This is a genomic window from Pseudomonas sp. MF08831 (assembly GCF_059862645.1).
On record NZ_JCBCUX010000021.1, the window covers coordinates 57,050 to 83,130 of the forward strand.

28 protein-coding genes and 2 pseudogenes are annotated in these 26,081 nt (G+C 62.4%); 7 read left to right on the forward strand and 23 right to left on the reverse strand.

The window, feature by feature from the left end; genetic code table 11:
* From AC19YS_RS30190 to AC19YS_RS30240, 11 genes are all read right to left on the reverse strand, one after another.
* The gene (locus tag AC19YS_RS30190; RefSeq protein ID WP_500603413.1) at positions 1 to 519 is read right to left on the reverse strand and encodes a type II secretion system protein, XpsN-like; all 519 of its coding nucleotides are present in this window, start codon (positions 517 to 519) and stop codon (positions 1 to 3) included.
* The gene (gene gspM, locus AC19YS_RS30195) at positions 516 to 1,115 is read right to left on the reverse strand and encodes a type II secretion system protein GspM (RefSeq protein ID WP_500603414.1); all 600 of its coding nucleotides are present in this window, start codon (positions 1,113 to 1,115) and stop codon (positions 516 to 518) included. Before gspM ends, AC19YS_RS30190 begins: the two co-directional genes overlap by 4 nt.
* Positions 1,090 to 2,082 (reverse strand): PilN domain-containing protein, encoded by a 993-nt coding sequence (locus AC19YS_RS30200; protein WP_500603415.1) that lies wholly within the window; start codon positions 2,080 to 2,082, stop codon positions 1,090 to 1,092. Before AC19YS_RS30200 ends, gspM begins: the two co-directional genes overlap by 26 nt.
* Positions 2,079 to 2,780, reverse strand: coding sequence for a helix-hairpin-helix domain-containing protein (locus AC19YS_RS30205; protein ID WP_106580556.1), 702 nt, complete (start codon positions 2,778 to 2,780; stop codon positions 2,079 to 2,081). Before AC19YS_RS30205 ends, AC19YS_RS30200 begins: the two co-directional genes overlap by 4 nt.
* Entirely contained in the window at positions 2,777 to 3,385 is a 609-nt protein-coding gene (locus AC19YS_RS30210) for a type II secretion system protein GspJ (RefSeq protein ID WP_119742700.1), read from the reverse strand. Before AC19YS_RS30210 ends, AC19YS_RS30205 begins: the two co-directional genes overlap by 4 nt.
* Positions 3,382 to 3,714, reverse strand: a complete 333-nt coding sequence (locus AC19YS_RS30215) for a type II secretion system protein (protein WP_500603416.1) — start codon at positions 3,712 to 3,714, stop codon at positions 3,382 to 3,384. Before AC19YS_RS30215 ends, AC19YS_RS30210 begins: the two co-directional genes overlap by 4 nt.
* A complete protein-coding gene (locus AC19YS_RS30220) occupies positions 3,711 to 4,136 on the reverse strand; it encodes a prepilin-type N-terminal cleavage/methylation domain-containing protein (RefSeq protein WP_106580553.1) in 426 nt (141 codons plus the stop codon). The genes AC19YS_RS30215 and AC19YS_RS30220 overlap by 4 nt, the downstream gene beginning before the upstream one ends.
* A gap of 7 nt (positions 4,137 to 4,143) precedes the next feature.
* On the reverse strand, positions 4,144 to 4,569 hold the full coding sequence (gene gspG / locus AC19YS_RS30225) for a type II secretion system major pseudopilin GspG (RefSeq protein WP_124418014.1): 426 nt from the start codon (positions 4,567 to 4,569) through the stop codon (positions 4,144 to 4,146).
* Between the two features lie 20 nt (positions 4,570 to 4,589).
* A complete protein-coding gene (gene gspF, locus AC19YS_RS30230; RefSeq protein ID WP_500603417.1) occupies positions 4,590 to 5,786 on the reverse strand; it encodes a type II secretion system inner membrane protein GspF in 1,197 nt (398 codons plus the stop codon).
* The gene (gene gspE, locus AC19YS_RS30235; protein ID WP_106580550.1) at positions 5,783 to 7,480 is read right to left on the reverse strand and encodes a type II secretion system ATPase GspE; all 1,698 of its coding nucleotides are present in this window, start codon (positions 7,478 to 7,480) and stop codon (positions 5,783 to 5,785) included. The genes gspF and gspE overlap by 4 nt, the downstream gene beginning before the upstream one ends.
* 263 nt (positions 7,481 to 7,743) lie before the next feature.
* On the reverse strand, positions 7,744 to 8,784 hold the full coding sequence (locus AC19YS_RS30240) for a LacI family DNA-binding transcriptional regulator (protein WP_200625285.1): 1,041 nt from the start codon (positions 8,782 to 8,784) through the stop codon (positions 7,744 to 7,746).
* A gap of 205 nt (positions 8,785 to 8,989) precedes the next feature.
* On the opposite strand from AC19YS_RS30240, the gene AC19YS_RS30245 reads away from it, so the two are divergent.
* From AC19YS_RS30245 to AC19YS_RS30255, 3 genes are read left to right on the forward strand one after another with little or no spacing between them, the layout of a single operon-like run.
* Positions 8,990 to 11,182, forward strand: a complete 2,193-nt coding sequence (locus tag AC19YS_RS30245) for a TonB-dependent receptor (RefSeq protein WP_500603418.1) — start codon at positions 8,990 to 8,992, stop codon at positions 11,180 to 11,182.
* A gap of 2 nt (positions 11,183 to 11,184) precedes the next feature.
* Positions 11,185 to 12,516, forward strand: coding sequence for an LLM class flavin-dependent oxidoreductase (locus tag AC19YS_RS30250; protein ID WP_448194125.1), 1,332 nt, complete (start codon positions 11,185 to 11,187; stop codon positions 12,514 to 12,516).
* Positions 12,513 to 13,445, forward strand: a complete 933-nt coding sequence (locus AC19YS_RS30255) for a sulfonate ABC transporter substrate-binding protein (RefSeq protein WP_500603419.1) — start codon at positions 12,513 to 12,515, stop codon at positions 13,443 to 13,445. The genes AC19YS_RS30250 and AC19YS_RS30255 overlap by 4 nt, the downstream gene beginning before the upstream one ends.
* 270 nt (positions 13,446 to 13,715) lie before the next feature.
* Here AC19YS_RS30255 and fecE read toward each other — a convergent pair whose 3' ends face one another.
* From fecE to AC19YS_RS30285, 6 genes are all read right to left on the reverse strand, one after another.
* Positions 13,716 to 14,507 carry a Fe(3+) dicitrate ABC transporter ATP-binding protein FecE gene (gene fecE / locus AC19YS_RS30260; RefSeq protein WP_500603420.1) on the reverse strand — a complete coding sequence of 264 codons (792 nt, stop codon included), beginning with the start codon at positions 14,505 to 14,507 and terminating at the stop codon, positions 13,716 to 13,718.
* Positions 14,508 to 14,511: 4 nt separating this feature from the next.
* Positions 14,512 to 15,480 (reverse strand): FecCD family ABC transporter permease, encoded by a 969-nt coding sequence (locus AC19YS_RS30265; protein WP_106580544.1) that lies wholly within the window; start codon positions 15,478 to 15,480, stop codon positions 14,512 to 14,514.
* Entirely contained in the window at positions 15,477 to 16,466 is a 990-nt protein-coding gene (fecC, locus tag AC19YS_RS30270) for an iron-dicitrate ABC transporter permease FecC (protein WP_106580543.1), read from the reverse strand. Before fecC ends, AC19YS_RS30265 begins: the two co-directional genes overlap by 4 nt.
* Before the next feature lie 2 nt (positions 16,467 to 16,468).
* Complete coding sequence (locus AC19YS_RS30275; protein ID WP_372239742.1) at positions 16,469 to 17,383, reverse strand: Fe(3+) dicitrate ABC transporter substrate-binding protein FecB; 915 nt, start codon at positions 17,381 to 17,383, stop codon at positions 16,469 to 16,471.
* Between the two features lie 322 nt (positions 17,384 to 17,705).
* A complete protein-coding gene (locus tag AC19YS_RS30280; protein WP_500603421.1) occupies positions 17,706 to 20,111 on the reverse strand; it encodes a TonB-dependent siderophore receptor in 2,406 nt (801 codons plus the stop codon).
* A gap of 96 nt (positions 20,112 to 20,207) precedes the next feature.
* Positions 20,208 to 20,351, reverse strand: coding sequence for a hypothetical protein (locus AC19YS_RS30285; RefSeq protein WP_200625291.1), 144 nt, complete (start codon positions 20,349 to 20,351; stop codon positions 20,208 to 20,210).
* A gap of 179 nt (positions 20,352 to 20,530) precedes the next feature.
* Between AC19YS_RS30285 and AC19YS_RS30290 the strand changes: the two genes are divergently transcribed.
* The 4 genes and pseudogenes from AC19YS_RS30290 (at position 20,531) to AC19YS_RS30305 (ending at position 22,799) form a co-directional block, all read left to right on the forward strand.
* Entirely contained in the window at positions 20,531 to 21,157 is a 627-nt protein-coding gene (locus AC19YS_RS30290; RefSeq protein ID WP_106580540.1) for a CatB-related O-acetyltransferase, read from the forward strand.
* 335 nt (positions 21,158 to 21,492) lie between these two features.
* Positions 21,493 to 21,696: pseudogene (locus tag AC19YS_RS30295) on the forward strand (hypothetical protein); the annotation flags it as partial.
* Positions 21,690 to 22,241, forward strand: a pseudogene (locus tag AC19YS_RS30300) (SOS response-associated peptidase family protein); the annotation flags it as partial. The pseudogenes AC19YS_RS30295 and AC19YS_RS30300, both read left to right, overlap by 7 nt.
* A 294-nt stretch (positions 22,242 to 22,535) precedes the next feature.
* Positions 22,536 to 22,799 (forward strand): hypothetical protein, encoded by a 264-nt coding sequence (locus tag AC19YS_RS30305; RefSeq protein WP_119739752.1) that lies wholly within the window; start codon positions 22,536 to 22,538, stop codon positions 22,797 to 22,799.
* A 13-nt stretch (positions 22,800 to 22,812) separates the two neighbouring features.
* On the opposite strand, the gene AC19YS_RS30310 is transcribed toward AC19YS_RS30305, so the two are convergent.
* The 6 genes from AC19YS_RS30310 to AC19YS_RS30335 all read right to left on the reverse strand — a co-directional run.
* Entirely contained in the window at positions 22,813 to 23,337 is a 525-nt protein-coding gene (locus tag AC19YS_RS30310) for a lysis system i-spanin subunit Rz (RefSeq protein WP_500603422.1), read from the reverse strand.
* Entirely contained in the window at positions 23,334 to 23,867 is a 534-nt protein-coding gene (locus AC19YS_RS30315) for a glycoside hydrolase family 19 protein (protein ID WP_119739748.1), read from the reverse strand. Before AC19YS_RS30315 ends, AC19YS_RS30310 begins: the two co-directional genes overlap by 4 nt.
* Positions 23,868 to 24,244: 377 nt before the next feature.
* The gene (locus tag AC19YS_RS30320; protein WP_200625293.1) at positions 24,245 to 24,499 is read right to left on the reverse strand and encodes a hypothetical protein; all 255 of its coding nucleotides are present in this window, start codon (positions 24,497 to 24,499) and stop codon (positions 24,245 to 24,247) included.
* Entirely contained in the window at positions 24,496 to 24,786 is a 291-nt protein-coding gene (locus tag AC19YS_RS30325) for a hypothetical protein (protein ID WP_200625294.1), read from the reverse strand. Before AC19YS_RS30325 ends, AC19YS_RS30320 begins: the two co-directional genes overlap by 4 nt.
* Entirely contained in the window at positions 24,786 to 25,550 is a 765-nt protein-coding gene (locus tag AC19YS_RS30330) for a hypothetical protein (RefSeq protein ID WP_234452715.1), read from the reverse strand. The genes AC19YS_RS30325 and AC19YS_RS30330 overlap by 1 nt, the downstream gene beginning before the upstream one ends.
* A gap of 64 nt (positions 25,551 to 25,614) precedes the next feature.
* Positions 25,615 to 26,081 (reverse strand): hypothetical protein (locus AC19YS_RS30335; RefSeq protein WP_500603424.1); only part of this gene is annotated, 467 nt, incomplete at its 5' end.

A 26,081-nucleotide genomic window follows, 5' to 3' on the forward strand; every position in this document is an offset into this window, starting at 1 on the left:
TCAAGGGAGGGGCTCGCGGGGAAGAGTAATCGGGGGCCGGGTGGACGGCGGCGGCAGGCGCTTGGCATAGAGGTTCAAGGTTTGCGTGCGGCCATCCAGGGCAAAACGGGCGTATTGCGGCGTCAGGTGTTCCAGGCGCCAGCCGTTGGGCAGCGTCTGGCCCAGGCGCACGGTCAGCGGACGGCCGTCGGCCTGCTTGAGCATCGCCAGTTGCAGGTTGCCGGTGATCATGATGCCGCTGAGGGTCAGGTTGGCCAGGCTCGAGACCCGGGCTTTGCCCACCAGGCTGTCGGGGCTGCGATCAGGGCTGAACAGCGGCGTTTGCCAGGTGGCGGCAAGGCTGTCGAGCGTGACGCTTGGCGCCACGCGCGCACTGACCGCAGGGTGCGCGCGCGCGACGGGTTCGGGCAGCCACTGCGGTTGATCGCCGATGCTGCTGAGGATGACCGCCATCAGCACGCCGAGTACCCCGGCCAAGCCGAGCAAGCCCCACTCCAGGGGGCGCAGGGCGCCGATCATCGCGCCACCTGCGGTTGCAGATAGCCGCGCACCAACAGGTGCACCAGCAGTTTCCCCGCCCCACCGGTGGCGGGCGCCTGCTGGCCACGGCGGATGCGCAGCTCATCCACAAACAAAAACGGCGGCTGGTACTCCAGCTCATGCAGCACGGCTTCCAAAGGCTCGATGGCGCAGTTCAGGGTCAGGCTGACTTTGACCTGGCGATACGGCTCGCCCTCGTCCTGCTCCGGGGTGATGGGCTTGCGCTGGGTCAGGCTGCAGCCGCCGCCGAGCGTGGCGTGGCTGTTGATCAGGTCGGCAAGGCGCTGCATCAGGTCGGCGGCCGCCACGTCGGGGTCATCGCCCGGCAACAGGCTGGTGTTGCTCGCCGGGTCCTGGCGGGCCTGTTGAAGTTGCTGGCGCAGCGCATCGCCCTGGCGCACCACGCCGGCGTAGCGTTGCTGCTGCTCGCGCAACTGCTCGGCCTGTTCGCCCATGTCACGCAAGGGGCCGGCGAACCAGCTGTCGATCAACAGCCAGTAGGCCGCGCCGACGACCACGGCCAGCAATAACAAGGCCGCGCCGCGACGTTCACGGGGTGTGAGGGGTCGGCGCATCGGCGGCCTCCTGGCGTAGGTGGGCACGCAAGGCAAACTGGTCCTTGCCGGTGCGCGCATCGGGTTGAATCACCCCTTCGAACTGGGCGTTTTCCAGGCTGTGGCAACCCTTGATGCGGGTGATCAGCGCGCTGGCCTTGGCGCTTTGCCCGGAGATGGAAATCTCGCCGTCCTTGACGTCCAACTGGTCGAGCCAGGTGTCGGCGGGCAGGCAGGTGGTGAGGTCATTGAGCAACGCGGCCAAGGGCGGCTGTGCCAGTTTGCGCTGGGTCAGGTATTGCGCCGCGCCACGGGTATTGAGCAGTTGCTGGCGCAGGGCGTGCACCTCGGCAACCTGGGCTTTTTGCTGCTGCACGCTGGCGTGCATGGCGTCGAGCACGCGCTGGCGGTCGTTGAGCCACAGCCACATCGCCGCAATCAGCAAGGCGCCGCACAGCCACGGCAGGCTGCGTTGCAGGCCTTTGCCGGAGTGGCGTTGGCGCGGTCGCAGCGGCGTCGGAAGCAAGTCGATGCCCAGGTGGTTCACGTCCACCCGATGAGGGTGCACGCCGAGGGCGGCACAGTCGGTGAGGATCTGGTCCAGCTGTTCGCGCAGGATCGCCACCAGTGTGACTTGCAGGTGCGTGGCGGTGCGTTGATCCTGGCGCGCGACAAAGTACAGCCGGTCAGCCTCGAAGGGCGTGTAGCGATCCAGCTCGTACCCGACCACGGCGGTCAGGTTGCGCGCGGCGGCCAGCGGCAGTTGCACGGTTTGCAGCAGCACCGCATCGGGCGCGAGCATCAGCACCAGGCGCGCGCTACCGAGTGCGACCGGTTCGCTCAGTGGCCAGTGGCAGACCTGCTCAGGCGGCTCGCTCAGGGCCAGCCATTTCGGTACACAGGCGCGCAACTCCGCGAGCCACAGGCGACAGCCCTGTTGCAGCAGGCTGCCACGCCAGTGCCGGGCGATGGGTTCCAGTCGATTCATTCTTGCCAACGCAGCACCCGGTAGGGTTGCGCGCTGTCCTCCGAGGGGCTCAATAAAACGGTGAGTTGCAGGCGTGCCTGATAGCCGCCGGGACGCTGTGCGTGGCTGTCGACCACCAGCACCACACCCGGGTCGGCGCCTTCGGCGTTCTGACGCGGCAAGTTCAGCGCCTTGCGCATCAGCGGGCTGGCGAAGGCCGGGTCGGGTCGATCCAGGTCACTCCACAGGGTGATTTGCGGCAGCAATTGGCTGTACAGGGTTTGTGTCATGCCGGGCAGCTGGCGCACTTCTTCAAGCACCCGAAACGGCGGCAGGCCGTGCTTGCGGCGCGCCTCAAAGGCTTTGATCAATTGGTCGGCCTGGGCCTGGGTGGCGCCGCAGGCCAGGGCCAGGCGCATCAAGTCATCGGCCTCGGCGTTGATCAGGTAAAGCTTGCCGCGCTCGCTGCGCAGGCTGACGTGCAACTGGGCATCGTCGAAGGTCAGCGCGATGTCACGGCCGTCGGCAATCCAGCGCCGATCGGCCATGACCAGGGCGATGCCGGCTTCGGCAGCCAGCACGGTCTGGGTGTGCTGGCGCAACCACAGGGCCTGGCGGCTTTGCAGCTGTACCCAACCGGCCAGGCCGCCGAGCAGCACGCTGAGCAAGGCCAGCGCCCACAGCACCAGCAACAGCGCGGCGCCGCGTTGGCGCCTCATTCCTCCAGCGCTCCGCTTGCGAGGTTCAGACGCAGGGCAATCACCTGGGTAACCCACGGCAGCGGGCCGTCGACGCGCGCGGCAATGCGCACCGCAGCGGGCAAACGCTTGGGCCACGGCCATTGGCTGACCCATCCGGTGGCTTGGCCCAAAGGCGATACGCCGCGGTAACTGAACTGCACGTCCTGGAGGTTCTTGAGCAGCACTTGCGGCTCACTGCGGGCGACGTTGGTGTGCGATTCAAGCTGAGAAAACGACACCTGCAACGCCTGTTTTTGTGCTTGCAGCGTGAACCGCTGAATGCCGCCGCCGAGCACACCCGGCAGCGTCGCCACAAACTGCAATCGCTGGGGCATGCCGACAAAAAAACCATCGGTCTGGCTGTCATCTTCGGTCACGTCCAGCGGCAGCGCTTCACTGATCGCCGTGCGTAAAAACTGCTGGGCGGCGCGCATCTCATCCAGGCTGGTGGTGTAGCGCTGGGCCTTGGACACGGCACGATTGGCGCCCAGCAACGCGCCGCCCACCAGCACCAGCAACACCGCGAGCAGGCTCAGCACCACGAGGATTTCCAGCAAGGTGAAGCCCTGCTCGCGGCGCTTCACAGGCGCGCCTTCAAGGTACTGAAACGAGCCTGGTGCGGCCCTTCGCTGACGGTCAGGTCGAGGCGAAACACGTGGGGCTGTTGTCGGGTCTGGGTCAGTTGCCAGTGGATGCCCTGCAGGTCACCTTCACTGAACCCCTCAGTCAGCGGCCCCGCCGCCTCTTGGTCGAGCACCGTCAACGCCGCATGGGTGAGGCGGTCGCTGTGGGCGACTTGCGACAACGAGCGCGCGCTTTGGCCAAAGGCGACCAGCAACACTGTGCCGCACACCGCCATCAAGGTCAGCGCGGCGAGCATTTCAATCAAAGTGAAGCCCGTCTGGTATTTCATGGCAGCGCCCTGGACTGCACGCTGCCGGTCAGCCAGCCCACGTCGATGCGCCAGCGCCGGCTGCCATTGGCCAACAACAGGTGGCCGCCGGTTGAGCTGCCGTCGGGGTAAAACTCGACAGCCGAGCCCGCCTGTTCGGCAGTGTGCAGGCTCACGTGCAACTCAGCCGGCCAGCGTTGCAGCGCGCGGCCCGGTGCCTGGAAGGTCATTTTTTGCAGATCGAACTCAGTGCGCGCCACCGCGCCGCTGACAACCGCCCCGGCCCGCGTGGTGCGCAACGCATCGACCATCTGCCCGACCACACGGCGCTCTTGCGCCGCCTGCAAACCCTGGCGCACGCCCAGCCCCAACAATCCGGCGGCGAGGCCAATCAACAGGATGACCACCAGCATCTCCAGTAGGGTAAAGCCGCGCTGGGCCATGGCGAGGTTATTCCCAGTTGCCCAGGTCGGCGCTGTAGCCATCGCCGCCCGGCTGGCCGTCCTGACCGTAGAAAATCAGGTCGAAGGCGCCGTGCTCGCCCGGGTAGCGATAGCCGAAGGCATGGCCGAACGGGTCTTTGAGGTCGGATGGCTTGGCGTAGGGGCCGGCCCAGCTGGCTGCGTTGGCGGGCTTGTCCACCAGCTGTTGCAGGCTGTTGGGCGGTGCGCCGACGTCGAGGGCATAGCTGTCGATCTTCATGCTCAGGCCGGCCAGTTGCGCCTTGCCTGCGCCGTACTTGCCCTTGTCCACGTTGCCGCCGACCTGGCGCACCACAATGGTTGCGACAATGCCCAGCAACACGATCACCGCGAGCATTTCGAGCAGAGTGAAACCGCTTTGGCGGCGTGTCGATCTGAGTTGAAGGTGTCGCATGGGAGTGGCTCCTTGAAGGTTCATATATTGCTGGTCAGGCTCATCAGCGGCAGCATGATCGCCAGCATGATCACCGCCACCAGCACGGCCATGACCACGGTCAGCGACGGCACCAGCGCGGCGAGCAGGCGGTCGATGCCGCGTTTGGCTTCGACGTCGAACACCTCGGCGACCTTGAGCAGCATGCTGTCCAGTTCACCGGCCTGTTCGCCGACTTCAATCATTTGCAGGGCCAGGTCTGGCAGCAGCGGTTGCGCGCCGAACGCGCTGGCGAGGGTGCCGCCGCCTTTTACCGATTCCGCCGCCTCCGCCACTTGGGCTTGCAGCGCCCGGTTGGTGCAGACTTGGCGGGCAATGACGAGTGCCTGCAGCAAGGCCACGCCGTTGCTGAGCAGGGTGCCGAGGGTGCGCGTCAGTCGGGCTGCTTCGACGCGTTGCAGCAGCGGGCCGATCACACGAATGCCGAGCAGGCGGCGGTCATAGCGCTGCCTGCGCAGCGGATCACGCAGGCGTGCCGCCACGATCCAGATGGCCGCAACCAGCGCGCCCAGAACCCACAAGCCATAAGCGCCGAGGAACTGGCCAAGCGCAATAATGACCTCGGTGATCAGCGGAATCGGCACGCCCAGGTCCTGGAAAATCGGCACGAATTGCGGCACCACGTACGCCAGCAACAGCGCCAGCGAACCCACCACACCGACCACCAGGAACGCCGGGTAGATCAGCGCATTGATGACGTCGCCGCGCAGCAACTGGCTGCGTTCCAGATAGTCGCCCAACTGGTGCAAGGTGCTTTCCAGCGCGCCACCGGCCTCACCGGCGCGCACCATGCTCAAGTACAGCGCCGAGAACGTGTCGCCCTCCTCCTCCAGTGCGGCGGATAACGGCTTGCCCGCCTTGACGTGGTCGCGGATACGCTCGATCAGCGCCCGCACCTGGGGTTGGCCGGGTTGCCTGAGCAGCAGGCCCAGCGAACGCTCAAGTGGCTGGCCGGCGCCGAGCAACGTGGCCAATTGCTGGGTAAAGCTCACCAGGGCCGCGCCCTTCAACGGCCCGCGCGCAGTGCGCAGCAGCGGGCTGCCGGCCACTTCGATGTGCAACAGCATTAAACCGCGTTTGTGCAGGACGGCGATGGCCGCCGCTTGGTCCTGGGCTTGCAGCGTGCCGTTGTGGGCCACGCCCTGGCTGTCCAGCGCGCGAAACCTGAACAGGCTCACGCGCCCTCTCCACGGGTGACGCGCAGCACTTCTTCCAGCGAGGTGACGCCCGCCAGCGCCTGGCGCAGGCCTTCTTCATGCAAGGTGCGCAGACCGGCGCGGCGCGCGGCCTGCTCCAGCGTGGCGGCGTCGGCGTGGCGCATCAACAGGCTGCGCAGTTCGTCGTTCATCACCAGCAATTCGGTGATTGCACTGCGACCGCGATAGCTGCCCTTGTAGAGCAGGATCGGGCGCTGGTCGGTCAAGCGATCCAGGCCATGTTCTTCGATCAGTTCCGGCGCGGCTTCAAATGCCACGCGGGTCGCCGGGTCCAGGCGTCGTACCAGGCGCTGGGCGAGAATGCCGCTGACCGTCGAGGCGATCAGGTAGCTTTCCACGCCCATGTCCAGCAAGCGCGTGATGCTCGCGGCGGCGCTGTTGGTGTGCAGCGTGGAGAGCACAAGGTGACCGGTGAGCGAGGACTGGATGGCGATGCGGCAGGTCTCCAGGTCGCGGATTTCGCCGACCATGATCACGTCCGGGTCCTGGCGCACGATGGAGCGCAGCGCGCCGGCGAAGTCCAGGCCAATGGCGGGCTTGACCTGGATCTGATTGATGCCTTCGAGCTGGTATTCCACCGGGTCTTCAACGGTGATGATCTTGCGTTCAGCGGTGTTGAGCCGCGACAACGCGGTGTAGAGCGTGGTGGTTTTGCCCGAGCCGGTGGGCCCGGTGACCAGCAGGATGCCGTGAGGACGTTCGAGCAGGTCGAGAAACGCCGCCAGGCGCTGGCCGTCAAAGCCCAGGCTTTGGAAGTCGAACTGCACGGTTTGCCGGTCGAGCAGGCGCATCACCACCGATTCGCCGAAGCTGGTGGGCACCGTGGACACGCGCAGGTCCAGCGCCTTGCCCTGCACACGCAGCATGATCCGCCCGTCCTGGGGCAGGCGCCGTTCGGCGATGTCCAGGCGCGCCATGATCTTGACCCGTGAGATCACCGCCGCCGACGAACTGGCGGGTGGCGCTTCGGCGTCGTGCAGTACACCGTCGATGCGGTAACGCACCTTGAGCTGGTTTTCGAAGGGTTCGATGTGGATATCCGACGCGCGCTGTTCCACCGCACGCTGCAGGATCAGGTTGACCAGGCGAATCACCGGCGCTTCGGAGGCCATGTCCTTGAGGTGTTCGATATCTTCCAGCGCCCCGCCCTGCTCATCGAGGTTTTCGATCAGGGTGCCCATGGCGGAGCGGCCCTGGCCGTAGTAACGCTCGATCAGCGTGTCGACTTCAGTGCGCGGGCCGATGGCCAGCCACACCGGCACCTGGCAGGCGTAGGCCAGGGCTTGAAAGGGATAGAGGTGCGCCGGGTTGGCCGCCAATACGCGCAGGCCACCTTGCGCCCAGCCCATGGGCACCACTTGGTAGTGGCGCATAAAGCGTTCGGTGAGGGCGGGCAACGGGTCGAGCAGCGGCGGCGCGGCATCGGCCAGCAACAGCGGCGCGCCAAGCAGGTCCGCCCAGGCGCGGGCCAGTTCGATTTCGGAGACCAGCCCCAGACGCGCGAGCAGCCCGAGCAGGTCGCCGGCGTCCGTAGACAGACGCCGGGCGCGCTCCAGGTCGACCGTTTTCAGCCCGGCGTGCCGCATCAGCCACGCGCACACGTGGTCGGTGTGCGGGATCTGCAGAGTGCAGGCATCGGTGGGCATTGACGACATAGTGTGGGGTGTCTAGTTGCGAGAAAGTATGGCTATTTGGAACTACTGGCCAATACCGGAGAAGTGCCATTAGTTCGCCACGCCGCAGTCGGGGTTAACCGGGTTAATCGACTGAAAGTTGTAAATCTAGTTCCTGATGGCTGGAAACAAACTGAAAAGAATACGCATTGGCTGTCCCGGATTTCCGGTACAGCCCTTGATTTAGAGCCTTTAAGTGAATCAACAGAATTGGGCTAGTTGCAATTAGCCACTTCGCTAGTTATTCAAGTGCTCTCACGTTCAATCAAGCGACACTCCAGAAGATTCAATCGCACAACTTCATCCTCCACCGGTAGAACACCCAAACTTTCAAGTACCCGCGTGGCGGCTAATATTCCGATTTCCAGAGCCGGCGGTTTTATCGTGCTCAGACTCGGCAAAAGCATTTCGGCAAAGGGGTAATCACCAAAACCGAGCACGGCGCAGTCTTGCGGGATGTTCAATCCGGCACGCTGGCCCGCCAGCAAACCACCGGCGGCGAGGTTGTCGTTGGCGAAGAAAATCGCATCCGGCGGCGTGGCGTGGCTCATCAGCACCTGCATTGCCTGCTTGCCGGCTTCGAAAGGCGCCAGGTCCGCCTCCGGGGCATACACCCAAGGCTGCATACCCAGTTCGGTGACAGTGGCGGCATAACCGTCGCGCCGCTCCAGCGCGCTGAAGTCGCCGGGCGCACTGTTCTGCACGAAGGCGATACGCCGATACCCTTTGGCATGCAGGTAGCGCGCAGCGCGGACGCCCACCTCGTAATGGGAGAAGCCAATCTGCAAGGGTTCGCGCGCGGGCACGTAATCCCAGGTTTCCACCACCGGAATGTCTGCCTCAGCGATCATCTTTTCAGTGCCCGCGCTGTGGAAACGACTGGTCAGCACCAACGCCGCCGGCGACCACCCGAGAAACGCGCGCACCGCGCTTTCTTCCTGGTCGGCGCTGAAGTAACTGGACGCCAATAGCAGCTGATAACCATGGCGGCTCAGCGTGTCACTGAAGCCCTGAATGGTGTTGGCGAAGATCGGCCCGGAGATGTTGGGAATCACCATGGCCACGATGCGACCGCGCGCCGAGGCTAACCCGCCGGCCACCAGATTGGGCACATAACCCAACTCGGCCACCACCGCTGCGATGCGCTCCCGGCGCTCTGGCGAGACCTGCTCTGGCTGATTGAAATAGCGCGACACGGTGATCGCCGACACCCCGGCTTGGCGCGCCACGGTATTAAGAGTGACGCGCCCGGCGCCACGGCGTTTGCGCGGTTTTTCTTCGCTCAAGAGGCAATCCTGTTAAACACAAAAAGGCATATAGGACTAATTTTTTAGTATTTGACGCTCTAAACCAGACCTACCAATAATGCCGATGTTAGCGCTAACAAAGCGCTTTGTCTGCTACTCGCTCGAGCGAATGCCCAAGACACGACACAGGCGCTGACGGTCGCAGAACCGCAGCGGTTCAGGGCATTTTTCGAGCGGGCACAGCATGCACAACTTTCCACGTCACACTCATTTATTGTTTCTCGCCGGGCTGACCGCCCTCCCCGCGCCGGGCGTATTTGCTGCCGATACGCAGGAGCCCACGCTCAAATCCGTCACGGTCACCGCGACGCGGCGTGAAGAGTCGCTGCAAAAAGTCCCGGTGGCGGTTTCGGTGCTCGATGGCGAGCAACTGGAGCGCGACAACCGCAACGGCGTGGCGAGCATCGTGCAGCAAGTGCCGTCGCTGAACTTTCGCACCGGCGCGTCGAACAAGGACACCTCGTTGTTCGTGCGCGGCGTGGGCACCATTTCCACCTCCCCAGGCGTTGAACCGACCGTGGCCACCGTGATCGACGGCGTGGTCTATGCGCGTCCGGGCCAGGCCACGCTCGACCTGCTGGACCTTGAGCGCATCGAAGTGCTGCGCGGCCCGCAAGGCACCCTGTTCGGCAAGAACGCCTCGGCCGGTGTACTGAACATCACCAGCAAGGCCCCCACCGCCGAGACCCACGGCTATATCGATCAGTCGTATTACAGCGGCAATGAAAGCCGCACGCGTTTCGGCATTGGCGGCAGCCTGGTGCCGGAGGTGCTCAAGGGCTCGATCAGCACGCTGTTCGGCAGTTACGACGGTAATGTGGATAACAAAAACAACGGCCAGGAGGTCAACGGCTACAACCACAAAGGTATTCGCGGCAAGCTGGAATTCACCCCCAGTGATGAGGTGAAACTGACCGTGATCGCCGACTACATGCAAGCCCACGATGACGGCCCGAACGGCGTGGTGAGCAAATCGCTGACACCCGCGTTTGCCAATGCGTTGAGCCCGGTGCGTGCGTCCAGCGACAACCGCAATATCAACACCGACACGCGCAGCCATGTCGAAGACACCAATGAAGGGTTATCGGCGCAGCTGGACTGGAACCTGGGCGACTACACCCTGACCTCGATCACCGCCTGGCGCGGCTGGGACAACACCCAATACCAGGATGGCGACCGCCTAAGCACCGTAACCGCCGCCTTCCCCGGCACCGCCGACAAGGGCGAGCTGGCCTTCGACCAGTACTCCCAGGAACTGCGCCTGGCCTCGCCCAAGGGTGAATTCCTGGAGTACGTCGGTGGCCTGTTCTACATGCATGGCAAGGACGAAGAGACCTACCAGCGCACGCTGACCACCCCGACGCGCACCGACCGCGGGATTGCCGACTACAGCACCACCAGCGACAGCTACGCGGCATTCGGTGAAACCACGCTGAATTTCACCTCACGCTTTCGCGGCATCGCCGGCCTGCGGTATACCCACGACGACCTGAAATACGATCACCGCCGCGTTTCCACCTCCGCCACCACGGTGAGTGGCATTCAACCTTCCACCCGCAGTGCCGGTTCGGTAGACGAGGACGGCTGGTCCGGGCGGCTGGGCGTGCAATACGACATCAGCGACAGCATCACCAGCTACCTGACCTACTCACGTGGCTACAAAGGCCCGGCGTACAACGTGTTTTTCAATATGCAGCCGCGCGACACCAACGCGCTTAAGCCGGAAACCTCCAACACCTGGGAAGCCGGGATCAAGGCCACCAGCTGGAACAATCGCCTGACCACCAACCTTGCGGTCTTCCACAGCGACTACGACAACTACCAGGCCAACTTTTTCGACACGGTCGCAGGTCAAGTCGTGACGCGCCTGATCAACGCCGGCAGCGTCAGCACTGAAGGTGTCGAACTTGATTACGCCTTGCAGGCCACCCAGCAACTCAAGCTGTCCGGGGCCCTGGCTTACACCCGTGCGCGTATTGACGAATTCGCCTGCCCCGCCGGTGCGGCGGCAACGTGCAACGTGAATGGCAAACCGCTGCCGTTCAGCCCGGACTGGAAAAGCTACGTGCGCGCCGACTACAGCATCCCGCTGGAGAACGGCCTGGACGTCGAACTGGGCACCGACTACAGCTGGCAGAGCGAAGTGCAGTACGACATCAGCCAGAACGTCGACACCAAACAAGGCGCCTATGGCATCTGGAACGCCAGCGTGGCCCTGGCCGATTACAGCAATGGCTGGCGCGTGGCGCTGCTGGCGAAGAACCTCGCCGACAAGTCTTATTCACCGCTGCTGGCCAGCGGCGGCAACTACATCTACCGCGCCGTGCCCCGTGACGATGAACGTTACTTCGGCGTGCAACTGCGTAAGGATTTTTAAGCATGAGCCGTCAATTGAAACTCGGCGCCTTTCTCATGGCCACCGGGCACCACGTCGCCGCCTGGCGCCACCCGGACGTGCCGGCCAACGCCGGGCTGGATTTCGCCCAGTACAAACGCCTGGCGCAGATCGCCGAGGCGGCCAAGTTCGACGCGCTGTTCGTGGCCGACAGCATTGCCGCCGCCACGGGTGAGATCGCCAGCCAGATGGCGCGTTCGGATCACTTCGAGCCGCTGACGTTGCTCTCGGCGTTGAGTGCGGTAACGGCGCATATCGGTCTGATCGCCACGGCGACCACCAGCTACAACGAGCCCTACCACGTGGCCCGCAAATTCGCCTCGCTGGACCACCTGTCCGGCGGGCGCGCGGGCTGGAACCTGGTGACCTCGGACAATGCCGCCGAGGCGCAGAATTTTGGCCGGGACGAACACCTGGGCCATCGCGAGCGTTACAGCCGGGCGCGGGAATTTCATCAGGTAGTGACCGGGCTGTGGGACAGCTGGGAAGACGACGCTTTTGTGCGCAACAAGGCCAGCGGCCACTACTATGACCCGGCGAAATTGCATGTGCTGGACCACGTCGGCGAGCATTTCCGGGTCAAGGGTCCGTTGAACGTGGCCCGCTCGCCGCAGGGCCAGCCGGTGGTCGTGCAGGCGGGTTCTTCCGAAGCCGGCCGGGAGCTGGCCGCGCAGACCGCCGAGGTAGTGTTCACCGCGCAAACGTCGCTGGCCAATGCGCAGGCGTTTTATGCCGACCTCAAAGGGCGCCTGGGCGGCTATGGGCGTGAGGCCGACGCGCTGAAAATCATGCCCGGCGTGTTTGTGGTGGTGGGGCCAACCGAGGCTGAGGCACAGGCGAAATTCGAGGCGTTCCAGGCGTTGGTCGAGCCCGAGGTGGGCGTGGCCTTGCTGGGGCGGATGCTGGGTAATTTCGACCTGTCCAAATACCCGTTGGACGGGCCGTTGCCGTCACTGCCATTGACCGACAGCGGGCAACGCAGCCGCCAGCAATTGCTCAGTGACCTGGCGAGCCAGGAGCAACTGACGCTGGCACAACTGGGCCGGCGGATTGCCGGTGGTCGCGGGCATTACAGCCTGATCGGCACGCCGCTGCAGGTTGCCGATGAGCTGCAACGCTGGTTCGAAAACGGTGCGGCCGATGGTTTCAATATCCTGGTGCCGCATTTGCCGGGAGGGCTTGAGGATTTTGCCCAATGGGTGGTGCCCGAGCTGCAGCGGCGCGGCCTGTTCCGGACCGAATACACCGGCAGCACACTCAGGGAACACCTCGGTTTAGTGCGCCCGGCGAATCGTTTCAAGGCGGCTCAGGCATGAAAATCCCTTTGCTGTTGCTGACTCTGCTGGCCGTCCCCCACACCGCGCTGGCGGCCGACCCCGCCACCCTGCGCATCGGCTATCAGAAAGGCTCTATCGCCCTGGTACTCGCCAAGGAACATGGTTTGCTGGAAAAGCGCTTTGCGCACACCGCGGTGAAATGGGTCGAGTTTCCCGCCGGCCCTCAGATGCTCGAAGCGCTGAACGTGGGCGCACTGGATGTAGGCTCTACCGGCGATATCCCGCCGCTGTTCGCACAAGCGGCCGGTGCCGACCTGGTCTACATCGGCGCCGAACCACCCAAGCCAACCGCCGAAACAATCCTGGTGCGCAACGACAGCCCGCTGCACTCGGTTGCCGACCTCAAAGGCAAGAAAGTGGCGTTCCATAAGGGCTCCAGCGCCCACAACCTGATCCTGCGCGCCTTGAATAAAGCCGGCCTGCGCTATCAGGATATTCAACCGGTGTACTTGCCCCCGGCCGACGCCCGCGCCGCGTTCGAGCAAGGTAGCGTGGACGCCTGGGCGATCTGGGAACCCTATTCGTCATTGGCGTTGAGCCAGAGCCCGAGCCATGTGCTGGCCAACGGCGAGGGCCTGGGTTTGTCGGGGCCGATGTACACCGCGCGGCGTGAGTATGCGCAGGCGAACGGCGCGTTTATCCATGCGCTGCTGGGTGAACTCACTGCCGCTGAAGCGCTCACCCGCAGCCAGCGTGAAGACAGCTTGAAGGTGCTGACCGCCTTTATGGGGCTGCCTGCCGAGGTGATTGCCCGCTATATGGATAACCGCCCGCCTTCGCCGATCCTGCCGATTGACGAGACGATTGTGCAGGCACAGCAGGCGACGGCGGATCTGTTTTATCAGAACCGTTTGTTGCCCAAGGCCATTGAAGTGAAGAAAGCCGTGTGGAGCGTTCAAGCCAACTGAGGCCCAGCCGTGCGGGAGCGGGATTGCTCGCGAACAGCGCGTGTCAGCCAACACATCAGGTGACTGACCCACCGCATTCGCGAGCAAGCCCGCTCCCACAGTTTTTGACTGCATTTCACATCAAGTCATCCGGGCACGGCGGTCAGTAGCAGGCTAAACACGGTCAACCTGTGGGAGCTGGCTTGCCTGCGATAGCGGTGGATCAGCCAGTTTAGTTAGCACAGACCCACCGCTTTCGCAGGCACGCCAGCTCCCACACTTTGAATGACGTCAGGCTTGATTTCGGGTGCTTTTTTCCACGAGGCACATCGGTGTGCCGGCCACCGGCTCGCGCATGATCTGCGCCTGCACATCGAATACTTGACGCATCAGTTCGGCGCTGATGACTTCGGCGGGCGCGCCGTGCGCGACCAGTTTGCCGGCGTGCATCACCGCCAGGTGGTCGGCATAGCGGCAGGCCTGGTTGATGTCGTGGAGCACGGTGATTACGGTCTTGCCTTCGGCGGCCAGTTCGCCCATCAGGTCGAGCAGTTCGACCTGGTGACTGATGTCGAGGTAGGTGGTGGGTTCGTCGAGCAGCACCACCGGTGCGTTCTGCGCCAGCACCATGGCCAGCCACGCGCGTTGGCGCTGGCCTCCGGACAAGTCCGCCAGGGCCCGGTCGGCCAGGGCGTCGAGTTCCAGGCGCTGCATGGCTTGTGTCACGTGGGCCTGGTCGTTGCCGCTCAGGCGTCCCCACAGCGAGTTGTGCGGGCTGCGGCCGTAAGCGATCAGTTGGCGCACGCTGACGCCCTCCGGCACCGGCAGCACCTGGGGCAAAAATGCGATCTGTTGTGCCAGTTGGCGGGCGGACAGGCTGGCGTAGGCGTGATCCCCCAACGTCAACTCGCCCTGGGTTGGCTTGAGGATGCGCGCGAAGGCCTTGAGCAAGGTGGACTTGCCGCAGCCATTGGGCCCGATCAACGCAGTGACACGCCCCGGTGGCGGCGCGAACGACAACCCCTGCACGATGCGCGTGGCGCCGTAGCCGATGTCGAGTTGATGTGCTTTTAAAATGCTCATGTCATCAGCCCTTGAACCGTGCCAGCAACCAAAGAAAGTACGGCGCGCCGATCACCGCCGTCAGAACCCCTGCGGGGATTTCGCTGGGCGCGATCAATGTGCGCCCGAGGGTGTCGGCCAGCACCAGCAACAGCGCGCCGATCAGCATCGCCGCCGGCAGCACATACAGGTGATGCCCGCCGACCAGTCGCCGCGCCATGTGCGGCGCGACCAGGCCGATAAACCCAATCGGCCCGATCACCCCCACGCCCAGGCTGGTCAGGACCACCGCGCACGCCATCGCCAGCCAACGCGTGCGGGTCAGTGCGGTGCCCAGGCTATGGGCGGCTTCGTCACCCAGGGCGATCAGGTTCAGCGGTTTGGCCAGGCACAGGCCCAACGGAATCAGCAGCAGAAACGGCAGCACCAGCGCCACGTGGTGCCAGTTGCGGCTCCACAAACTGCCGGTCAATGCGAGCAAGGCGGTGTTGATATCCAGCGGATGGGAGAGGATCAGAAACTCGGTCACGCTGGACAACGTGACCGCAATCGCGACGCCCGACAGCGCGAAACGCACCCCGGAAAAACTCACGCCGGTGTTGTACAGCGCGAGCAGCAAGGCGCCGCCGGCACCGCCGAGGCAGGCCACCAGGGGCAGCCAGGCAATCGGCATGTGCGGCCAGCCGATGATCGCCACCGTGAGTGCCAGCCCGGCGCCCTGAGTGACGCCGAGGATTTCCGGCGAGGCCAGCGGGTTGCGAATCACACCCTGGACGATCGCCCCGGCCAGGCCGAACGCGCAGCCGGCGAGGATGGCGATCAGGCTGCGTGGCAGGCGATGGTTCCACACTTCGAAGTCGAGGGCGTTGTGGGCCAACAGGCGGTCCAGCACCGTTTCCGGCGTGAGCCACACCGTGCCGGCACTGAGGCTGACACCGGTCGCCACCAGCAACATGCCGAGCAGCAGCCATAGGCGCAATCGGGGTTGGCTCATAGCGCGCGCCTGGCAAGAAAGAGGAAGAACGGCGCACCGATCAGCGCGGTCACCACACCCGCCGGGGTCTCCACCGGAAAGGCGACGGCGCGGCTGAGCAGGTCGGCGCCGAGTACGATCACCGCGCCCAGGGCCGCACTCAGCGGGATCAGCCAGCGGTAGTCATTGCCGAGAAATTGCCGAATGATATTTGGCGCGATCAGCCCGACAAAACCGATGGGGCCGACGGCGCAGACGCTGGCCCCCACCAGCAACAGGCTGGCGAAAAATACCTGCAGACGCAGGCTGGCGATGCCCACGCCCAGCGAGCGTGCAGCGTCTTCGCCCAGGTTGATCAGGTTCAGGCGCGGCGCGCACCACAGCGCCCACAGGCCGCCGATCAAGGTGCAAGGCCAGAGTAATTGCACCTGTGCCGCGCCGACGTTGGCCAGGGAACCGGCCAGCCAGTTCAGCACGCTCTGTGCCTGAGCCTCGACCAGAATCACCGTGAGCCGGGTCAATGCTGCGCACAGCGCCGCCACGGCCACGCCGGCCAATACCAGCCGACCTTGAGCAGTGGTTGGCGACCACGCACCGCCCAGACTGAATACGGTGACCCAGGCCAAGGCGCCGCCCACGCAGGTCATCAACAATGCGCCGCCGGCAAAGGGTGGCGCGACCAAGCCGGTCGAGAACAATGCCAACCCGAGCGCCGCACCCGCCGTTACGCCAAACAGCGACGGCGATGCCAGACGGTTGCGGGTAATGCCCTGCATGAGCGCACCGGCCAGGCCCAGGCAGGCCCCGACCAATGCCGCGCATACCGCTCGCGGCACCCGCAACTGGGCGACGATATAGGCCATATTGCCGCCCACGCTGCCCTGATGAACCAAGCCATTCCAGGCATCCGCCGCCGTGATGGTGAACGGTGACCAGCTGTACAAAGAGAGCCAGAACACTAAAGCGCCCAGCAGCACGATACTCGCTGCCGCGAGACTTCGGCCCATGCTTATTGGCTCAGTACGGCTTTGCCGCCTTTGAGAATTGCCAGGGCGTCTTCGGCGATTTGCTCCGAGGCCAACACACCGCGATTGCGCGCCCAGCTGTCGCCGTCGACTTCGGCCACATGGTGGTTACGCACCGCACCGAGCACTTGCCACAGCGGCTGCTTGCTCCAGGTGTCGACGATGCTTGGGCGGCGGTAGTGGCCGACCAGCAACCAGCCCGGATCCAGCGCGAGCAATTGCTCCAGGCTGACAAACTCGGTGGGGGCGGCTTTGGCGCGCACCGACGGGACTTTCAGGCCGATGGCCTGCAGCACGCTGCCGGCGTAGGAGTCCGGGCCGTGCACGGAAAAGCTGTCTTCCCGGGCGACGCCAAACAGCACGCTGGCACCGGTGGGTATCTGCTTGGCAATTGCCTGCAAATGCTCGCGGTTCTGCGCGATACGCGCCTCCATCTGCGGGCTTTTGCCCAGGGCCTTGCCGATCAGCTCGGCGGATTTGAGGCTGCCTTCGTAATCCTCACCGCGCGAAGGCAACAGCAAGGTTGGCGCGATGCTCGACAGGTCGCTGTATAGCGCCTGGTGACGATTGAGATCGGCGACGATCAGGTCCGGCTTGAGCCGGGCGATTTCCTCGATGCTCGGCTGCGAGCGCAGGCCCACGGATGTCCATTGGCCGATGGCCTGGCGCACGCGCGGCAACACTCGGTTGGCGTCGCCATCATCGGCAGCGCCTACGGGCGTAACGTCAACGGCGGCGAGGCTGTCGAGAAAGGAAAACTCCAGCACCACCACGCGCTTGGGCGCATCCGGCAAGTGCACTGCGTGCTGGCCATCATTGAGGTCGATGGGCGCGGCGCTTAACACACTGGATGAGAACGCCAGAAGGCAGGCGGCAAGGGTCGGGATGGAGCGCAACATTCGCATGACAGGGACCTCGGCGTTGGAACACCCCGGCTGGACAGGCTGGGGAAAACGGCGGGTACTATTCCATATCAGGGCGATGCAATCAAAAAACATTCTTATTAACGCTTTTTCATTTACAGGCGCTGTACACATCCTGTGGGCAGTTGGGCTGCTGTGGCGAGCGGGCTTGCTCCGCGTTGGGCTGCGCAGCAGCCCCTATACAGTCACCGCAGTTTTTTCAGTCAGAACGCATTGGCAGGTTTTGGGGCCGCTTCGCAGCCCAACGCGGGGCAAGCCCGCTCGCCACATCAAGCCCGCTTGCCTTCAAGTTGCGCAGTTAGAAGTCGACGGTGGCCGAGAGCAAGTACGTGCGCGGCGTCGACAGGGTCAATCCCGGTTCGCTGTCATCCGAGGCCCCGGCCGAGCTCCAGTAGCGTTTATCGGCGACGTTCTCGATATTGGCGCGCAAAGTGATGTGTTTGTCATCCACCTTAAAGGCATAACGCGCACCGACGTCGATACGGTTCCAGGCGTCAATTTCTTTCACATTGGACTGATCCAGGTACTGCGAGCTGGAATAAATGCCCCGGCCGGTCAGGGTCAAACCCTCGAGCGTCGGCACATCCCATTCCGCCCCCAGGTTCACGTTGTACTTGGGCGTGGCCGGTGCGCGGTTGCCGTCGTAAGTGCCATTGGTGGTATGGGTCAGCTCGCTGTCGATGTACATCACGCCACCGAGCAGGCGAAAGCCCTTGAGCGGCTCGCCAAACACACTCAGCTCCACCCCGTCGTTCTGGCGTTTGCCGTTGGGGCCGAACACCCGCGTGGTCGCGTTGGTTTCATAGGCTGGCTGTTTGATGCGGAACACGGCGGCGGTGACAGCAAAGGCGCCCGCGTCGTATTTGGCACCGACTTCGACCTGCCGGCTGATGAACGGCGGGAAGATTTCGTCTTCGTTGATCGAGGTAGAAGGTGCGATTTTGCCTTGGCTCAGGCCTTCCATGTAGTTGGCATACAGCGACAACGTGTCGGTGGCCTTGAAGAGGATGCCACCCGACGGCGAGATTTTTTCCTCGTCATAGGCGGTGTCACCTTTGACGTTGTCGGTCCAGTCGTCCACCTTCACCCGCTGCCAGCGCGCGCCAAGGGTCAGCAGCAATCGGTCGTCGAAGAAACCCAGGGTGTCGGACAGCGCGACACCGCTGAACTTATTCTCTGTGTAGACCTTGGAATCAAAGCGCGTCGGCCGCGAGGGGGTCGGGGTTTGCACCGGATCATAGAGGTTACTTGGCGCCGCCCCGTAGCGCGCCCCGCCGTTTTCAAAGTCCATATAGAAGTAGCTGGCAGCCAGGTTGAGCTCATGGCTGACGGGGCCGGTGTGGAACCAGCTGCGCATGCCCGCCGTGGCGGTGCGCACGTTTTCGTCGCGGGTAAAATCACGCGGCTGCACGCTGAAATCCCCGGCATTGTTGGTGACGGACACGGCGTGGCGCAGGAAATCGTGATTACTTTTACGCGCGCCGACACCGCCGTAGAGCATCACGCTATCAGTGAGGTCGAACTCGCCGTTGACGGTACCGAACGTGTCATCGGTGCTGGCCTTGCTCCAGGGTTGCGCGTAGTTGCGGCGCACATCGCTGGCACTCGGCACGCGGGCATTGGGGCCGATCTGCACACGCTCCTGCGGGGCATCGGTGTCACGCTCGGTGTGACCGATGTCGGTAGAAAGGCGCAGGCGTTCACCACGAAAATCCAGGCCCAGAACGGCCATCTCACGGTCGACGCTCTGGTGGTCCCATTCGGTGTGGCCGGACTGCTTCACGCCGTTGAAACGGATGCCGAATTTGTTGTCCTCACCAAAGCGCCGGCCTACGTCCACCGCGCCGCCAGCCTGGCTGTCGGAGGCCCAGGTGCCGGTAAACGAATTGATGTCTTTGTCGGTGGCGCGCTTGGGCACCACGTTGATTCCGCCGCCGACGCTGCCGCGCGGTGAGATGCCGTTGATCAACTGGCTCGGGCCCTTGAGGATATCGACGCGCTCGGCCATTTCCATGTCGATGGTGTACGTCGGCAACACGCCGTACAGGCCGTTGTAGGCCACATCACTGTTGAACAGACTGAATCCGCGAATGGTGAACTGCTCATAGCGTCCACCGGCCGGGTTGGTGGCGCGCACTGAAGGGTCGCTGGCGATCAGATCGCCGAGGGTGCGGGCCTGCTGGTTCTTCACCGCTTCCTCGGTGTAGGTGGTCATGCTGAACGGCGTTTCCATGAAGTCCCGCGAACCGAGCAAGCCCTGCGAGCCACGACGCGCCACTTGGCCGCCGGCGTAGGTATCGCCGCCCTCCTGCCCGGTGCTGCCGATGATTGAAGTCGGCGCCAATTGCAGGCTGCTGCCGTCGGGCGCCGGCACCAGCCTGTATGCCTGCTCACCCATCGGTTGCAACTGCAGGCCGGAGCCTTGCAACAGGTAAGCAAAGCCCTCCTCCACGCCATATTCGCCGGCCAGGCCACCGCTGCTGCGACCGCTGACCAACGCAGGATCTACCGACAGATTGACCCCCGACAGCCCGGCAAAACGGGTCAACGCAGCGCTCAGGCTGCCGGCCGGCACCTGGTAGCTGCGCCGAGCACTGCTGTCTTCGGCGTAGCTGATCGGGACGAATAATGGGCTGGCACTGAGGCTCAGCATCAAGCTCAAGTTCAATAACGGGCGCAGGCGCAAAGGTGGGACGGCGGGCATTGGCGGAAGCTCTCGATTTGATTCACTTGCCATGAATGACAGGCGAGGTGAAAAAAAGGGACAGGCTTCGGCCATTTTTTTCAGGCAATAAAGCGCTCAACTGGCCGGTACTTCCAGCCCCAGCTTGACCCGGTCCAGCGTCATCAGAGCCTTGAACCACTTCAGGTTGGGGCGCGCGGCGAAGACCCGGCGGGCCAGCGCCTGGTATTCCTGCAGGCTGGCGACATTCAGTGTCAGCACGACATCCACGTCGCCGGTGGCGCAGTGATGGGACTGTCGCTGTTGGTGGTGCCTGGCGGTTAAACGCTTACGTGTCAGGGTTATCCCGGCAAATACCCTGGGTATTTTCGTCTTGCATAGAAGCCACCCATTGCTCAGGATGGCGGCCTGATTTCAACCTCTGCAAGAAGGCTCGACGCATGAAACTATTGCGTAAATGGCGCGAACACCAAGCGCGCAAGGCATTACGCGCGCTCTCCCCCCTGGAGCGTTCGACGCAAAAACTGCGCAACCGTTACCCCGACTACAGCTTTGGCATCGGCACCTACGGAGACCTGAAGGTTCACGACTGGCATGAAGGTACGACCTTGCGCGTAGGCGCTTACACGTCCATTGCCGGCAACGTCGAAGTGTATCTCGGCGGCCACCATCGCACTGATTGGCTCAGCTGCTATCCCTTCCCGGCCAAGGTTAAAAGCCTCGCGCACATCACTGATTTTGGTGGCAGCAAGGGCGACGTGATCATTGGCAATGATTGCTGGATCAGCTCGCACGCGAAGATTCTGTCCGGCGTCACCATCGGCAATGGCGCGGTCGTCGCGGCGGGCTCGATTGTGACCAAGGACGTTGCCCCTTACGCCATCGTGGGCGGCAACCCCGCCAAACATATCCGCTGGCGCTTCGATGAGCCCACCCGCCAGATCCTCGAACAGTCCGCCTGGTGGGAATGGCCGGAAACCGAGGTGCGCGCGATCGCTCATTTGCTCTGCAGCACGGATATCGACCCGTTTGTGGATTACCTCAAGCAGCGCGCCACCGGCGCCTGACGCGTGCCGACAGGCAGCCATGCAAAACTGGTGCGCATGAAAAAGCCCAACCTTTTCAGGTTGGGCTTGATCAAGAATATGGTCGGGACGGAGTGATTCGAACACTCGACCCCTAGCACCCCATGCTGGCGGACGTCCCGAAAAGCCTTAAACAGCAACAACTTACGTAGGCGCCCACTGCAATCGACGCCTAACAATGTTGAGCAAGGATTCACGAATCCCCGCAAATCTCCCTACAGGCTTTCTCCCTGAAAGCCCCTGCCCCGGCGTTCTGCCGAACGCCCCCCCCCCTGGTAACTCGACTGCTACGCTTTTATTTTCAAAGAGGAACTGCCATGCCTAATTCCGACCTACTGCCTTCACTGCTTTCTAAGCTCTACGAAAATCAGCTGGCCCTTGAGGCTTCCATCATGGAGCTATCGAACTGGGTTGAGCAGCGTGGCTCAGCCGATGTGGCGGAGAACATCCGCGGGGCGCTGCACACCATCGATGAGAACGAGGAGTTCATCAAGCTGACTCTGGCGGTCCTCATGTCGCCCTACTCCACCTGCAGGGCGACCTGCTGCACGCCGACCTGGTGCGCTGGGGATGGCGGCCACACTGGGCAAAGGACAGGGCCGCGCCGATCAATGCCCGTGTTGAGAAGGTGGCCCACGGCCCGTTCTTCCGGGCGATCTGGCCGCACCGGGCCATCACGCCGGTCGACAACTGGTTTGAGTGGGTGGACGAAGGCGGACCGAAGAAACAGCCCTACCTAATCCGGCGGCGCGATGGCGCGCCGATCTTCTGCGCTGCCATCGGCCAACTGCCCGACAGCGATGAAGGTCCGGGTGAGCATGACGGTTTCGTGATCATCGCCGCCGACAGCGCCGGCGGCATGGTGGATATCCACGACCGGCGCCCGGTGGTGCTTACGCCCGACCTGGCTCGTGAATGGCTTGATCCGGCCACGCCCAAGGAGCGCGCCGAGCAGATGGCGTTGCATCAGGGAGAGCCGTCGGAAGTCTTCGAGTGGTTCAAAGTCGATACGGCCGTGGGGAACGTGAGGAATAAGGGGCCAGAATTGATTCGACCTTTAGATTAATTGGGGTAGAAGTACTAAATGACAGTCGCCACTGTGATGACCCAGCCGAGGGTCAGCAGTATTGAAAGACCCGCAAGCCGCTTGTCCATGGCGCCCGTCAATAAACTCAATGATCGCAGTACGAACGCCGCGGGAAAGACTAGATCATATGCATCAGCGCGCAACAGCAGGCGCAGATGCCCATCTGGGCATATCGCGGGTAAAGAAGTCTCAACAATCAGATGCTTGGGCCGATAGCATGGAGTGAGCACCCAGCGCTGGGAAAATTGAGAAATGGTTAAGCGGATTTAGGTTATGAACGATATTTATTTACTTGTAGAACACGGCAGAGATCAGGGTGAGGTTTATATTTTAGGATGGTTTGACGACAAAAAAAGCGCATCGGACATCGCAGAGGCGAAGGAATGGCAGGCGTACAGAGATGCTTTGAATGCCGAGAGCTCTTGGTCTCTTCAAGCGCCAATTCCACCTGATCAGACTAAGTATCGCCGCTATTGGGTTCAAGCCGTTTCAAAATTTGAGATGGGTCAAACTCACCGAGCATCGGCCGGCCACTGAAACTCATAATTTTTCAACTACCTGCTGATAGCGCCTTCGCATAGGCCTGGCACGCCCGCAGCGCGATTACGGCATTATCCCCATCGTCGGTGATGGCGATAATTCGTTGCGCATGCGCTGGGTCAAGTTGGGCTCGACGGGCTGCATGAACCAAGCCGACGGCGCCGGGGGCGGTAGGCACTTCGCAGCCACTGGCTGAATCCGTGGCGTCGAGAAGGACTGACAACCGCACATCAGCAGTAGCAAGGCGGTCACGCAGCAGAGCCTGGTTGCGCTGGGCATCGTATAATTCCTTCGTATGTTGTTGGTCTTGGGTAGCGAGCTGATGCTCGGTGGCCAAGCGCTTATCTTGCTCGGCCTGCTGCTGACGCCAGGCCTCGCCGGTGATTGCGTCGAGGTCTTGCTGGTGCGCGGCGCCCTGCTCGGCAAGCTTCTTCCCCATGCGCCAGTCCTGCACCTCCCAGGTGGCGAAGGCTGTACCGGCCATCAGCGCCAGGACCAGCAACACCAGGCCACCCAGCTTCTGCACCGGCGTCATGCCAGCACCTTCAACGCCCTGTCGTACAGCGCCTGACGATCGGCTTGCCCGGTGAGTCCGCCGTTAATGCGCTTGGTGATCTTCGCGAAGTCCTTCTGGTCTGCCAGCGTGTTCAGTCCTCGCGTGGACCAAAACCACGCTGCCGACATCGCGGCGTGCTGGGGCAACTCCAGAAGCTCAGGCGTACTGATCAGGTCCAGGCCCAGCGCCTCGCCGCACGCGGCATAGTTCGCCCGGCCGGTAATCTGGATCAGGCCACGACCCCGGAACTTGGAGCCATCACCCTTAACGATGTTTCCCAAGTCGGCGCGGCTTTCATAACCGAGTTGCTGCGCCGTTGGCCCCCAGATCTCGCGCACGTAACGCAACTGGCCAGACTCATGCCCGATCTGGGCGATGAATGCAGACACACGCAGAGTGCCGACAATGCCATAGCGGCCCATGGCCGTATTCAGCGCAGAAACAAAAACGCCGGCTTGGCGGCCAGCGTTCGGGAGGATCTGCAGCAGCTGCTGCTCGGTGATCGGCATACTTTTCTCCAGGCGAAAAAAAACCCGCGACTTGGCGGGCGATACGCTTTCTATATAATGCGGTGAATTATCGGAGCGAACAGGAATGGATCCCATGAAATACGCAATACTTCTCTTAACCGTCTTTACTCTTGGCGGCTGTGAAACGTACAGCGGCGGACAAGACGGCCCCGACATTAAGGCCGCAGGACTCCAGATCCGTTGCGATGAAGCCCCGGTGAATCAGCCCGGCTGCTATTCCCCGCCACCCTCTTGGTGGAGCATGCTACCAAGCCATTTTTTCATTCGTGGTAGCGGCTTTTAACGCTTGCAGCGGTGTGAATCCTTTTTACAGGCGAAAAAAACCGCTCAAGGCGGCATCAGGGCTAGATCGCGGATCAGTTCGCGACCGGATCCACAGTGGTGGGCAGTGGGAATCGGGCCTTGATGGCGGCGACGGAGGCAAGCCACCCGGCATAGTCAGGCTCAAGGCCCTGGCTCAGTGCATCGTAGTCCGCCTCCAGGCGTAGCGGATCAGACTCGGCCAGGTATGCGGCCCGGCGAGAAGCCAGGACAGCCTCAAGCGTTGTCCGGCGGTCTTCTTTCTGGCGCTGCTCGACAGTCACCATCTTGCTGAAATCGATATTTTTCATTGGGGAAGGCTCACGTTCCCGTCAGGTGGACTGACGATATCGGCGGGGAAGTTTGCAGCGGCTGTAGCGCCCTGGCCACAGGGTAGAAGCAGTGTCAGGATGAGATCGCCATTCTTGCGCGTGATGTCACCGATAACGAACTCACAATCAACTGCCGAACTCGGGAGCAACGCCCCCTCAGGAATTTCTCGGAAGTCGAAGCGCTCTCCATTCAATGTGATCACATCGCCGCGCTTACTAACCTTAAGCACGTCATCGCGGCGCTGGGGAGAGAATTTAATAATCATTAGAACCACCTTCCCACGGCAATCATTTTTACAATGATATTGGCCGCGCTAGTGCTTGACCCAGAAATAATAAACATCTCGGCAACGGCTCCATTCCAGCTGGAAAACTCTCCCCACACGATAGCGCCGGGTAGTCTTGCGGAGAAACTAAATTGCGGCGTGCTTCCAGAAGCGAATGCTGCCGGCATGGCGAAAGCTGTAGAGGTATAAAACATACCGTTGGCGGACTGGTTGACTGCGAGGTTTGTGGTGAATTCGTTTATGCAAACCTGAAGCCCACCGGCAAACCTCCAATACTGGCCAGCACCATTAACTCCGGACTCCATCAGAGCGCCAGTCGGCAACCCGCCTGACTGCGATACTGTGCCAGCGATAGCGGCCGCCGCAAGCTTAGTCGCCGTTCCGGTGGAATTTCCTGTCCCGCCCTTCGCCACTGGCAGAATGTCGTAATTGCCCGTCGTGCCCAATGCCGCCAGCTTAGGGCCGAACTGGTTGTTCAGGTTATTGAAGGCATCCGACAGCATTTTGTCGTAGCCCTGCACCGGCATGATGGCGTAGGCCGCGCCACTGACTGTCGGACCCTTGTAAGCTGGAAGGATCGAGATCACCGTGGAGCTTGCGACGTTCGCCAGTTCATAGGTAGCGCCGTCCGGACCTACGAATGAGTCACCATTCCGGCTACTGGCGGCGAAATCTACGTTCGTGCCTACTACAGTTGTGCTGCCATTCTGCACAGCAACTGTTCCGGATCTTTGCCAGACCATATTTTTCTCCAGACAATAAAAAACCGCTCAAGGCGGTTCCTAGATTTAGTTACTAAATAGATTATTAAGATATTGGCTTGGCAAAAACGACAGGAACATAGAGCGCCGATGGGATATCAACCCCCACTACTTGAATTACAAGCCTGTCATTTGCATAGTCCCATACAGCGTACATATTGCCCTGTCTTGAAACTACTCCCGCAACGTCCATTGCTATGTTGTTGAGTAGCATGTAGTCACCACTAGCCAAACTAGAAGCTGATGTCCAACTTAGCCTGTTTACGCCCTGACCAGTTGGAACAGAACCCAAATATGTCCACAAAGTTAGAGTTCTTGTGAACTGCGCGCATGGCGTTCCACTATCGAAAAGTAGCTTAGAATTCGCGTCCCAAATTCGAAAGCCGAATTTAGCCGTAGGCTCTGCCTTAAAAGCTGCTACGAACCAGTTACCAGAGGTGGCTTGCCCCGAAATTCCAACGAACGAAAAACCAGTCCATGCTCCCGCAGAGCCGCGAACTAAGCAAAAACAAA